This is a genomic window from Methylobacterium sp. C25 (genome assembly GCF_021352225.1).
In the GTDB taxonomy this organism is placed as follows: domain Bacteria; phylum Pseudomonadota; class Alphaproteobacteria; order Rhizobiales; family Beijerinckiaceae; genus Methylobacterium.
On record NZ_JAAUVI010000001.1, the window covers coordinates 157,101 to 168,856 of the forward strand.

Consider the following 11,756-nt stretch of genomic DNA (forward strand, 5'->3'; position numbering starts at 1 on the left):
CACAGGTCGGCCAAATCACGGTTTCTTACGTTCTGTTACAGCCACGGTTCCGCCACAAAGTTTCAAAAGCTCAATTTGCTCAATGCTCTAACAAACAGTTAAGCCCGGGGCCTCCCGGCCCCGGGTGTGTGGTAAAAAGGCTTCAGACGGTCGGTCGGAGACGGCTCAGTTCGCCTGGCGACGGAGGAAAGCCGGGATCTCCAGATGATCGTCGTCCATCAGCCGCGACTGAGGAGCGACTCGTCCTTGCGCGTCGAGATTGCCCTGAGCAGGGCGATACTGCGGCGGCTGTACGGCCGGAGCGCGGGCCGCCGGGGCCGGCGGAGCGACCGGAGCCGTCGGAGCACGCATCTGCGGCAGCGGAGCAGCCTCGGCCTCCTCGCGGCGACCGCCGAATCCGACGGTGGCCAGACGGCGCAACAGCGACATGCGCTTGGAGTCCTGCTCGGGCTCTGCCGGGGCCTCGCCACGGTTCTGGCGGATCTGGGCCTGGGTGTGGAGCGGCAGATCAGAGATCTGCGGCATCCGCGGAGCGCGGGCGACCTGCGGGCGCGGCGGCACGAACGGGCCGTTCTGGACCGGGGCGGCCTCAACGGCCGGAGCCTGGACCTGCGGCTGCTCGTAGGAGACCGGAGCGCGCGGCGGGGCCTGCGTCAGGACGACGTCGTCGCGCATGACGGGCGCGGCGACCGGAGTGGACTCGGCGGCAACGGGCTGCGGAGCGGGGGCGACCGGAGCGGCAGCCGGGATCTCGGCGACCGGACGGGGAGCCGGGGCGATCTGCGGAGCAGCCTGGGCAGCGCGAGCGCGGGCCTCGGCACGCAGCTTCTCTGCGACTTCGGCGATGCGCTGCTCGGTCTCGGCGACGACCTGGCTGTTCGGCGAGTTCGCCGAGATCAGGGCGGGCTCGATGCCGGTGGCGACAACCGACACGCGGATGATGCCTTCCAGGCTCTCGTCGAAGGTGGCGCCGAGGATGATGTTGGCCTCGGAATCGACCTCCTCGCGGATGCGGGTGGCAGCCTCGTCGAGCTCGTAGAGGGTCAAGTCGGCGCCGCCGGTGATCGAGATCAGCAGGCCGCGCGCACCCTTCATCGAGACTTCGTCGAGGAGCGGGTTGGCGATGGCGGCTTCGGCCGCGCGGTGGGCGCGGTTCTCGCCGGAGGCCTCGCCGGTGCCCATCATGGCCTTGCCCATGCCGCGCATGATCGCGCGTACGTCGGCGAAGTCGAGGTTGATCAGGCCTTCCTTGACCATCAGGTCGGTGATGCAGGCGACGCCCGAGTAGAGCACCTGGTCGGCCATCGCGAAGGCATCGGCGAAGGTGGTCTTCTCATTGGCGACCCGGAACAGGTTCTGGTTCGGGATCACGATCAGCGTGTCGACGGCAGCCTGCAGCTCGGCGATGCCGGCATCGGCCGTGCGCATGCGGCGCATGCCCTCGAACTGGAACGGCTTGGTGACGACGCCCACGGTCAGGATGCCCATGTCGCGGGCGGCGCGGGCGATGACCGGAGCGGCGCCGGTGCCGGTGCCGCCGCCCATGCCGGCGGTGATGAAGCACATGTGAGCGCCCGAGAGCTGGTCACGGATCTCGTCGATGACCTCCTCGGCAGCGGCCGAGCCGACTTCCGGGTGCGAGCCGGCGCCGAGGCCCTGGGTGACGCCGAGGCCCATCTGGATCACGCGCTCGGCCTTCGAGGAGGTCAGAGCCTGCGCATCAGTGTTGGCGACGACGAACTCGCAGCCGAGCAGGCCCGACTCGATCATGTTGTTGACGGCGTTGCCGCCGGCTCCACCGACACCGAACACGGTGATGCGGGGCTTGAGTTCGCGGATGTCCGGCGCTTGCAGGGAGATGGCCATGGTGTGAAGCCCCTTCGATTCTTAGCGTTTGCGTGTGCGCCCTGGAGCGCCCGGTTCTCGTTGGTGGCCTCCCTCGCGGGAGACCGGGTTCAAATCCGTCTCAGAAGCTTTCGCCGATCCACTGCGTGAGGCGGCCGAAATATCCGTTGGTCCCCGTCGCCGCCAAAGCGCGATGCCGGCGCGGTTCGAAGTGCTCAGCATGGGCGACCTGCGGGTAGACCAGCAGGCCGACCGCAGCCGAGAAGCTCGGTCCCTTGGCCGCCTCGGGCAGGCCGCGGATGCCGAGCGGGCGCCCGATCCTGACCTGTCCCTGCATCAGCCGGCGCGCCGTCTCCGGCAGGCCGACGAGCTGGCTGGCGCCGCCCGTGAGCACGAGCCGGTTACCGGCCTGGGCCGCATAGCCGGCCTTGCGGAGCCGGTCGCGGACGAGTTCGAGGATCTCCTCGACCCGCGGCTTGATGATGCGAACGAGATGCGAGCGCGGAACGTGGCTCGGCGTCTCGGCCTCGTCCTCGCCGACACCGTGGACCGCGATCATGTCGCGCTCGTCCGAGGTGGTGGAGATGGCCGAGCCGTAGAGGGTCTTCAGCCGCTCGGCCGCAGCGACGCGGGTCGAGAGGCCGCGGGCGATGTCCATGGTGACGTGATGGCCGCCGACCGCGATTGCGTCGGTGTGTACGAGGTGGCCACCGGAGAACACGCCGACGCTGGTGGTGCCGCCGCCCATATCGACGACGGCGCAGCCGATCTCGGCCTCGTCGTCCACGAGCACGGAGAGGCCGGCGGCGTAGGGAGTCGCGACGACGCCCTCGACGCCGAGATGGCAATGCTCGACGGCGAGCATCAAGTTGCGCGCCGCGGCGGCTTCGCTGGTGACGACGTGGAGGTCGACGCCGAGCATCTCGCCGATCATGCCCGACGGATCGATCACGGCGCCCTGACCATCGAGGGCGTAGCCCGTCGGCAGGGCATGGAGGACGGTGCGGCCGGGACCGACGCCGTGGGCGCTGGCGGTCTCGAGCACGCGTTCGACGTCCGAACCGGTAACGGTGCCAGAGCGGACGCTGACCCGCGCCTCGAAGCGCTGCGAGGCGATGCGGCCACCGGACATGTTCACGATGACCGACTGGACCTCGACCTTCGCCATCCGCTCGGCGGCATGCACCGCCTGGCGGATCGCGTTCTCGGCGGCTTCGAGGTCGACGATGGCGCCACCCTTGAGACCGACCGAGCGCTGGTGGCCAATGCCGATGATACGGGCGATGTGCGTGCGGCCGCGCAGCGTCGAGAGCTGCTCCATCGGCTGCAGCTCGGCGATGAGGCAGACGACCTTGCTCGTGCCGATGTCGAGGATCGACAACGTTGCGCTCCGCCGGGCGGAGAGGGGTTTCATACGCGGCGTGAGGCCGTGGTGGGATGACATGGGACGCTTACCGGAGAGAGGACGCTGCAGCGAAGTCGACGGCTAAGGCGGGTCGGGGGCCGGTCATGTCGCAGCTCCCTTCTTCGTCTTCTTCCGCGCCTCCGCGCGGGCCGCTGCGGCCTCCTCGGTCAATCGCACCACCACCCGGTCGTCCATGCGAAGGTCGACCGCGATGATGTCCTTCTCCAGAAGCTGGTTCTTGCGCTCCAGGTCGACGAGACGGGCGAGCGCCTCGTTCGCGCCGGTCTCGGGCAAGCGGATGTCGACGCCGTCGAGCTTCAGCGTCCAGCGCCGGCCGGAGACGTAGCTGCCGGCCTTCACGCGCTCGCCGAGCGGGCCGGCCGCATCGATCAGCTTGAGATATTCCTGCAGGTGGACGTTGGCGTTCTCTCCGACCACCAGGGGCAGATTGGCGTAGCGCTCGTCGCGCATCTCGTCGATCACGGTGCCGTCGGCGGCGATCACCCGGATCTCGCCGTTCTTCTGCCAGAGGGCAGCCGGCTCACGCTCGACCTGCGTGATGACGATCTCGTTGGGATAGAGCTTGCGCACCGAAGCCGAGGCGATCAACGGCACGGCCATCAACTTCTCGCGCACCTCGTTCACGTCGAGGAACGGCACGGAAGAGCGCCAGTCGATGCCGGCAGCCTGCATGACCTCGCGCTCGTACATCCGCGAGATGCCGGAAATCGTCACGCGCTCGACACCGAAACCGGCGATGCGCGCCAGGATGTCGTGGGGCCGGCCGTTCTCGACGATGAAGGCGTCGTAACGCCCGCTCGCGACGAATCCGAAGAGAGAGACGGTGGCAATGGTACCGGCGACGAGGGCCACGCCGAGTCCACGGGGAATGCGCGCCTCGATCGGCAGAGAAGCCCGATAGCGGCGGGTCCGCAGGACCGGCTTCAGGAGACCCTGCAGCCGATTTGCCATCGCCGCGGGGAAACCGGCCCCTTCCGGATTCCCGGCGGGGTTCAGCGTCCCAGAGAGGCGTCCTCCACCATCCATCGAACGAGCTCACCGAAACTCAAGCCCGCATGGGCCGCCATCTCCGGCACAAGGCTCGTCGGGGTCATTCCGGGTTGCGTGTTGACCTCCAGGACGACGAGCGCCCCGGTTCCCCCCGGCGTGTCGTCGTAACGAAGGTCGGCACGGCTTACGCCCCGGCACCCGAGTGCTTGATGCGCCGTTAACGACAACTCTTGGACACGCTGGTAAACATTCGGTTTAATTTCTGCCGGGAGCACGTGGATCGAGCCCCCTTCGGCGTACTTCGCATCGAAGTCGTACCACTCCCCCGAAGCGGGCTTGATCTCGATGACGCCGAGGGCCCTGTCGCCCATCACGGCGCAGGTCAGCTCGCGGCCCGCAATGTAAGTTTCCGCAAGGACTTCCTCGCCATAGGTCCACTCGTCCGAGGCCAGGATCTGGGGCGGATGCGAGCGCTCATCGCGCACGATAATCACCCCCATTGAAGAGCCCTCGGCGATAGGCTTAATCACGTATGGCGGAGCCAGCGGGTGTGACTTTGCTGCAACGAAACGGTTAACGACGCAGCCCTGGGGCACGGCGACGCCAGCGGCATGCAGCACCGTCTTGGCACGTTCCTTGTGCATCGCCAGCGCCGAGGCCAGCACGCCGGAATGCGTGTAGGGAATCTTCAGGATTTCGAGCAGGCCCTGGATGGTGCCGTCCTCACCGGCCGGGCCGTGCAGTGCGTTCAGCGCCACGTCCGGCTTGAGCTGGGTCAGCACCGTGGCGATGTCCGGCCCGACATCGACCGCGGTCACTCGATAGCCCTCTCCCTCGAGCGCCTTCGCGCAGGCATTGCCCGAGCTGAGCGAGATCGGCCGCTCGGAGGACCATCCGCCCATCAGGACGGCGACGTGCTTCGGCATCGGTGGGCTCCGGGTCAGGCCCCGCGGGGCGCGGAGAAATCGTTCGGGGTCAGGCTGGTTCGGCGGCGACGCCGATGCGCTTGATCTCCCAGTGAAGCTCGTAGCCGGAGGTCTCGCGGACGCGACGGCGCACGTCCTCGCCGAGCCCCTCGATGTCGGCCGCAGTGGCTCCGCCGCGGTTGATCAGGAAGTTGCAGTGCATCTCCGAGACCTGCGCGCCACCGCGCGTCAGGCCGCGACAGCCGGCGGCGTCGACGAGTTGCCAGGCCTTACCGCCCTCGGGATTCTTGAAAGTCGAGCCGCCGGTGCGCTCGCGGATCGGCTGCGCGGCTTCGCGCGCCGCAGTGACGCGATCCATCTCGGCTTCGATCTCTTCGCGATTGCCGGGGCGTCCGCGATAGAGCGCACTCGTGAAGATGATGTCGTCCGGCGCCGAGCAGTGGCGGTAGGAGAAGCCCATCTGGGCATGCTTGAGCGTTCGCAATGTCCCGAAGCGGTCGACGCCACGGGCCTCGATCAGCACGTCGGTGGTCTCGCCGCCATGGGCACCGGCATTCATGCGCAGCGCACCGCCGACGGAGCCGGGGATGCCGCGATAGAACGCGAGACCGTCGAGCGAGGCTTCGGCCGCGCTCTTGGCGAGGCGCATGTCCGGCACCGCGGTGCCTGCGCGGATGCTCTCGCCGTCGATCTCCACGGAGCCGAAGGGCTTGCCGCCGAGCCGGATGGTGACGCCGGGGATGCCGCCGTCGCGCACGATGAGGTTCGAGCCGAGGCCGATCACCGTCACCGGGATCGCCGGATCGAGCGCGCCGAGCAGCAGCGCGAGATCTTCCTCGTCGGCCGGGCTGAACAGCACCTCGGCCGGACCGCCGACGCGGAACCAGGTCAGGTCGGCAAGGGATTGGTTCGCGAGCAGGCGCCCGCGCAGGGCCGGTGCCGCGCCGCGGATGTCGTCGATGAGGGTCGTGGAGGCCATGGAGGCTCGCTTAGCCCTTCAAAGCCGCCAATTCACCCGGCAATGCGTAGGCCCACTGCGTGATGGTGCCGGCGCCGAGACAGACGACGTAGTCACCCTGTCCGGCATGGCCGGCGACGATGCCGGCGAGATCCTCCGGCTTCTCGAGGGCCACCGCGTCGCGATGGCCGCGCGAGCGCAGGCCGGCGACGAGGGAGTCGCGGTCGATGCCCTCGATCGGCGCCTCGCCCGCGGCATAGACCGGGGCGACGACCACCGTGTCGGCATCGTTGAAGCAGGTGCAGAAATCGTCGAACAGCGATTGCAGGCGCGTATAGCGGTGCGGCTGGACAACGGCGATGACCTTGCCGTCCGTCGAGGCGCGGGCGGCCTTCAGCACGGCGGCAATCTCCACCGGGTGATGGCCGTAATCGTCGAAGATCGCGGCGCCATTCCACTCGCCCGTGCGGGTGAAGCGGCGCTTGACGCCCCCGAAACCGGCCAGCGCCTTGCGGATCGAATCCTCGGGTACGCCGAGCTCATGCGCCACGGCGAGCGCGGCAGTGGCGTTCAGCGCATTGTGCTTGCCCGGCATCGGCAGGACGAGGTCCTGCATCTCGAGGCGCAGGCCCGGGCGCCGGTCGCGGATCATCACGCGGAACTTGCTCTGGCCGCCGCGCAGATCGATGTCGATCAGGCGCACATCGGCCTGCGGGTTCTCACCGTAGGTGATGATGCGGCGGTCCTCGATATGGCCGACGAGGTCCTGCACGATCGGGTGATCGATGCACATCACCGCGAAGCCGTAGAACGGGATGTTGTCGATGAAGCGCCGGAAGGCGTCCTTGATCGCGTCGAACGAGCCGAAATGGTCGAGATGCTCGGGGTCGATATTGGTGACGATCGCCACATCGGCCGGCAGCTTGAGGAAGGTGCCGTCCGACTCGTCGGCCTCGACCACCATCCAATCTCCGGCGCCCATGCGGGCATTCGTGCCATAGGCGTTGATGATGCCGCCATTGATCACGGTCGGGTCCATGTTGCCGGCATCGAGCAGCGTCGCGACGAGCGAGGTCGTGGTCGTCTTGCCGTGCGTACCGGCGACGGCGACGCAGGATTTGAAACGCATCAGCTCTGCCAGCATCTCGGCGCGGCGGACGACGGGCAGGCGACGGTCGCGAGCGGCGATCAACTCGGGATTGTCGCGGCGGATCGCCGTCGAGACCACGATGATGGCGGCGTTCTCGACGTTCTCGGCCTTATGGCCGACGAAGGTCTTGATGCCCTTCTCGGCGAGGCGGCGGACATTGGCGTTATCGTTCGCGTCCGAACCCTGCACGGTGTAGCCGAGATTGGCCATGACCTCGGCGATGCCGGACATGCCGATGCCGCCGATGCCGATGAAGTGAACGGGGCCGAGCTTTTCCGGCAGCTTCATGGGATGTGTCCGTGTCGGGCGCCGAAGCGGAAATAAACGAAATGAATCAGGTGCGGGCCGCCGTCTCGACGACGAGTGCCGCCAGACGCTCGGCCGCGTCGAGGATGCCCGCGGTTTTGGCGGCCTTGGCCGCTGCGGTCAATTTTTCGGGTGCCTCGAAGTAATCCACCAGCTCGGCCGTGAGCCGATCGGGCGTGAAGGCGGCCTGCGGCAGGTTGAGTGCGGCGCCGATGGCGGCAAGCGTCGCGGCATTGGCGGCTTGGTCCTGATCGAGTGCGCCCGGCAGCGGCACCAGGATGGACGGACGGCCGATGGCAGCGAGTTCCGAAACCGTCGAGGCGCCGGACCGTGCGACGACGAGATGGCTCTTCGCCATCCGGCCGGGCAGGTCCTTGAAGAAGGGTGCAGCCTCGACCCCCGCGAGCCCCATGGCGAGGTAGCGGTTCTGGACAGAGGTCAGATCCTCCGGCCGTGCCTGCTGGACGATGTGAAGCCGCGCGCGGAAATCGGCGGGCAGCGATTCGATCGCGCTCGGCACGACGTCGCTCATCACCCGCGCGCCCTGGCTGCCGCCGAAGACGAGGAGGTGCAGCGGAGCATTCGCGTCGAGGGGTGGATACGGCGTAGCGGCCACCGCCAGCACGGCGGGGCGGATCGGGTTGCCGGTATGGACACGCCGGGCAGTCGCCTTGGCCGGCACGCCGCGGACTTCAGCGAATCCAGTGGCGATGACGCGCGCCCCGCGAGCCAGGAAGCCGTTGGCCCGGCCCATCACCGCGTTCTGCTCGTGCAGGATCGTCGGCACGCGCAGCATCTGCGCGGCGAGAACCGGAGGCACGGTCGGATAGCCACCGAAGCCGATCACCAGGGCCGGGTTGAGCCGGCGGATCTCTTTGGCGGCGCGTCCGAAACCGCGGCCGAGCTTCCCGAGCGCCCCTGCCCGCTTCAGGATCGAGTGGCCCGACGGCGTCGCCGACGGGATCGTGACGATCTCCTCGGCCGGAAACTCGCCCGAGATCGAATCCACGCGGGCATCGGTCGCGAGCGCCACGCGGATGCCACGCGCTTTCAGAGCATGCGCGAGACTCTCGGCGGGAAACAGATGCCCGCCCGTGCCGCCCGCGCAAACCAGGACGAGAGGCTGGAAGACGGTCACTGCATCAGACCGGGAACGGCCGACGGGGTCGTGCCCGGCGGGCGTTGGCCGAGGCTCGTCGTGCGCGGACGCTTGCGGGTAAGCGCGACGAGGAAGCCCATGCCGAGCGCCAGCGAGATCAGCGACGAACCGCCGTAGGAGACGAAAGGCAGCGTCATGCCCTTGGCCGGCATCAGCTGCGTGTTCACCGCCATGTTAATGCAGGCCTGCAGGCCGAAGAGCGTGGTCAACCCGGTGATGGCAAGCCTCGAGAAGGTGTCGTCCGTACGCCGGGCGAGCTTTAAGCCCCGCATCACGATGAAGGCAAACAGCGCGACGAGGCACAGGCAGACGATCACGCCGAACTCCTCGCCCGTGACGGAGAAGATGAAGTCGGTATGCGCATCCGGCAGGTGGCGTTTGGCGATGCCCTCGCCCGGCCCGGTGCCGAACCATCCGCCGGAGGTGAACGATTCGCGCGACCAGAAAACCTGGAACGAGTCGCCCGAATCCTTGTCGAGGAAGCGGTCGATGCGCTCCTTGACGTGGTGGAGCACCGTGTAAGCAGCCGCCACGCCGAGCAGGCCCGCGCCGCCGAGACCGGCCACCCAGAACCAATGCAGGCCGGCCACGAAGAACAGCGTGCACCACACGATGGTGATGAGCATGGTCTGTCCGAAATCGGGCTGCAGCAGCAGCGGCACGATGGTGATCGGCAGGAGTGCCATCGCGAGCAGGCCGCCGGGCATGTCGCGACGCTGCGCGCCCTCTGAGAAGGCCCAGGCGGCCACCACGACGAAGGCTGGCTTCACGAATTCGGACGGCTGCAGGCCGAAGGAGCCGAACTGGATCCAGCGGTGTGCGCCCTTGATTTCGGGGCCGAACTTGCCGGCAAGCACGCAGAGGGCGACGCCGATCAGCCACGTCACCAGCGCGAAGCGGCGGATGTGGCGCACCGACAGGAAGGACACGGCGACGATCAGCGCGATCGTCGGGACGAGATACGCCGCCTGCCGGTTGAGGAAATAGAAGGTCGGAAGGCCGATCCGCTCGGCCACCGGCGGGCCACCGCCCATCAGGAAGACGAGACCGGCGACCATCAGGCAGCCGAGACCGGCCAGCAGGCTGCGATCAACCGTCCACCACCAGTCGTTCAGGGGCGTGCGCTCGGCGCGAGACATCATGGCGTTGGACAACCTCCGGAGGCTCGCAACAGGCGAGACCGCAGCCGGCGGGAATGGTGAAGTGGATTGGTAAACGCTTTCTTAGGCTTGCGGCGCCGGGTTTCGAATAAAGCTTTCCACCACAGCGCTTGAGCGATGCCGACATCATCGACTTCATTTAAAGGCCGTTAGGTATTTCGGTCTGATACTGCACTCTAATCTGCTCTCGCCGCCCGATAGCGCAAGGCGAATTCAGATTCCAGAGCCGCAACCTGTGGTTAAATCTGGCAGCATAGTGGTTCTGGAACGTCGACACGGCTCGTCGATGAGGTTGGGAAACGTGATGTTCGGATCGAAGAGCACGCTGGAAAAGAGCGCGAAGCTGGCGGCGCTCGACCGTGTTCAAGCGGTGATTGAATTCGATCTCACCGGCAAGATTCTCGTCGCGAACGAGAACTTCCTTTCCGCCGTCGGCTATACGCTGCCCGAGATCGCCGGCAGGCATCACAACATGTTCGTCGAGCCTGGCTACAAGGATTCCGCCGAGTACCAGATCTTTTGGGAAAGACTGCGGGCAGGCCAATATCAGGCCGGGCAGTTCAAGCGCGTCTCCAAGAGCGGCGCCGAGATCTGGATCGAGGCCTCCTACAATCCGCTCTTCGATTCGGCCGGCAAGCCCTATCGCATCGTCAAGTTCGCTACCGACATCACCCGGCAGAAGGCCGAGGATGCCGACCGCGCCGGGCAGGTGGCGGCCATCGGCAAGTCGCAGGGCGTCATCGCGTTCGATCTCGACGGCACGATCAGCGACGCCAACGAGAACTTCCTTTCGGTGGTCGGCTACCGGCTCGACGAGATCAAGGGGCGGCATCACTCGATGTTCGTGGAGGCGGGCTACCGCGCCGATCCGGACTACAGTGCCTTCTGGGCGGCGCTGAAGCAGGGCAACTATCAGGCAGGCCAGTACAAGCGCATCGCCAAGGGCGGCCGCGAGGTCTGGATCCAGGCCTCCTACAATCCGATCCTCGATGCCTCGGGCCGTCCCTACAAGGTGGTCAAATTCGCCACCGACATCACCGAACAGGTCGGCCTGCTCGCCAAGCTCCGCGTGATGATCGACCACAACTTCGGCGAGATCGACCAGGCTGTCGGCCGCTCGAGCCTGGAATCGCGCACCGCCCTCGAGGCTGCCCGCAACACATCCGGCAGCGTCGGCACCATGGCCGCCGCGACCGAGGAACTCGCGGCATCCGTCGCCGAGGTCTCCGAGAGCATGCAGAAGTCGCAGGCCGCCACGGATAGCGCCTTCGAGCGGGTCCGCGAGGCCAGCGATTACACGAAGCGGCTGTCGGACGCTGCCGGCTCGATGAGCGGGATCGTCGGGCTGATCAACACCATCGCCGCGCAGATCAACCTGCTCGCCCTGAACGCCACCATCGAGGCGGCGCGCGCCGGCGATGCCGGACGCGGCTTCGCGGTGGTGGCGCAGGAGGTGAAGAGCCTTGCCAGCCAGGCTGCCCGCGCCACCGACCAGATCAACGGCGAGATCGAGGGCATCCAGACGGTTTCGACCGAGGTGGTCGGCGCGCTCGATTCGATCCGCGACTCCGTGGATGTCATGCGCAACCACGTGGTCGCCACGGCGGCCGCGGTGGAGGAGCAGTCCGCGGTGACGCGCGACATGTCGATGAACATGCAGGATGCCGCCCGCGCCGTCGCGACCATCGCCGACAACATCACGACGATCACCGCAGCCGTGACCCAGGTCTCCGATGCCGTCGCGACGACGCGCAACGCCGCGCAGGTGCTGGCGCGCTAGAGCAGGCTGCGAAAAGCCGGCGACACATTTTCGCGTGAAGCCCGCTCTGACTTTTT

General features: G+C 67.3%; 9 protein-coding genes. 1 reads left to right on the forward strand and 8 read right to left on the reverse strand.

Annotated features, from left to right (window positions below):
• Window positions 1–165 precede the first annotated feature (165 nt).
• The 8 genes from ftsZ to HCU64_RS00815 form a co-directional block, all read right to left on the reverse strand.
• Entirely contained in the window at window positions 166–1,866 is a 1,701-nt protein-coding gene (gene ftsZ / locus HCU64_RS00780; RefSeq protein WP_233381897.1) for a cell division protein FtsZ, read from the reverse strand.
• Window positions 1,867–1,966: 100 nt separating this feature from the next.
• Window positions 1,967–3,289 (reverse strand): cell division protein FtsA, encoded by a 1,323-nt coding sequence (gene ftsA / locus HCU64_RS00785; RefSeq protein ID WP_233381898.1) that lies wholly within the window; start codon window positions 3,287–3,289, stop codon window positions 1,967–1,969.
• Window positions 3,290–3,352: 63 nt separating this feature from the next.
• A complete protein-coding gene (locus HCU64_RS00790; RefSeq protein WP_233381899.1) occupies window positions 3,353–4,297 on the reverse strand; it encodes a cell division protein FtsQ/DivIB in 945 nt (314 codons plus the stop codon).
• Window positions 4,264–5,187, reverse strand: a complete 924-nt coding sequence (locus tag HCU64_RS00795; protein ID WP_233381900.1) for a D-alanine--D-alanine ligase — start codon at window positions 5,185–5,187, stop codon at window positions 4,264–4,266. The genes HCU64_RS00790 and HCU64_RS00795 overlap by 34 nt, the downstream gene beginning before the upstream one ends.
• Before the next feature lie 49 nt (window positions 5,188–5,236).
• Window positions 5,237–6,166, reverse strand: coding sequence for a UDP-N-acetylmuramate dehydrogenase (murB, locus tag HCU64_RS00800; RefSeq protein ID WP_233381901.1), 930 nt, complete (start codon window positions 6,164–6,166; stop codon window positions 5,237–5,239).
• A gap of 10 nt (window positions 6,167–6,176) precedes the next feature.
• Window positions 6,177–7,583: a UDP-N-acetylmuramate--L-alanine ligase gene (gene murC / locus HCU64_RS00805; RefSeq protein ID WP_233381902.1), complete on the reverse strand. Its 1,407-nt coding sequence runs from the start codon at window positions 7,581–7,583 to the stop codon at window positions 6,177–6,179.
• Window positions 7,584–7,629: 46 nt separating this feature from the next.
• Entirely contained in the window at window positions 7,630–8,739 is a 1,110-nt protein-coding gene (locus tag HCU64_RS00810) for a UDP-N-acetylglucosamine--N-acetylmuramyl-(pentapeptide) pyrophosphoryl-undecaprenol N-acetylglucosamine transferase (RefSeq protein WP_233381903.1), read from the reverse strand.
• Window positions 8,736–9,902 (reverse strand): FtsW/RodA/SpoVE family cell cycle protein, encoded by a 1,167-nt coding sequence (locus HCU64_RS00815; RefSeq protein ID WP_233381904.1) that lies wholly within the window; start codon window positions 9,900–9,902, stop codon window positions 8,736–8,738. The genes HCU64_RS00810 and HCU64_RS00815 overlap by 4 nt, the downstream gene beginning before the upstream one ends.
• 322 nt (window positions 9,903–10,224) lie before the next feature.
• Here HCU64_RS00815 and HCU64_RS00820 point away from each other — a divergent pair, with 322 nt between their 5' ends.
• Window positions 10,225–11,700, forward strand: coding sequence for a methyl-accepting chemotaxis protein (locus HCU64_RS00820; RefSeq protein ID WP_233381905.1), 1,476 nt, complete (start codon window positions 10,225–10,227; stop codon window positions 11,698–11,700).
• Window positions 11,701–11,756 lie beyond the last annotated feature (56 nt).

What these genes read in the sequence shown, in the direction of transcription:
- ftsZ (WP_233381897.1), bottom strand. Translation starts at nt 1,866, where the DNA reads ATGGCCATCTCCCTGCAAGCGCCGGACATCCGCGAACTCAAGCCCCGC.
- ftsA (WP_233381898.1), bottom strand. Translation starts at nt 3,289, where the DNA reads ATGTCATCCCACCACGGCCTCACGCCGCGTATGAAACCCCTCTCCGCC.
- HCU64_RS00790 (WP_233381899.1), bottom strand. Translation starts at nt 4,297, where the DNA reads ATGGATGGTGGAGGACGCCTCTCTGGGACGCTGAACCCCGCCGGGAAT.
- HCU64_RS00795 (WP_233381900.1), bottom strand. Translation starts at nt 5,187, where the DNA reads ATGCCGAAGCACGTCGCCGTCCTGATGGGCGGATGGTCCTCCGAGCGG.
- murB (WP_233381901.1), bottom strand. Translation starts at nt 6,166, where the DNA reads ATGGCCTCCACGACCCTCATCGACGACATCCGCGGCGCGGCACCGGCC.
- murC (WP_233381902.1), bottom strand. Translation starts at nt 7,583, where the DNA reads ATGAAGCTGCCGGAAAAGCTCGGCCCCGTTCACTTCATCGGCATCGGC.
- HCU64_RS00815 (WP_233381904.1), bottom strand. Translation starts at nt 9,902, where the DNA reads ATGATGTCTCGCGCCGAGCGCACGCCCCTGAACGACTGGTGGTGGACG.
- HCU64_RS00820 (WP_233381905.1), top strand. Translation starts at nt 10,225, where the DNA reads ATGTTCGGATCGAAGAGCACGCTGGAAAAGAGCGCGAAGCTGGCGGCG.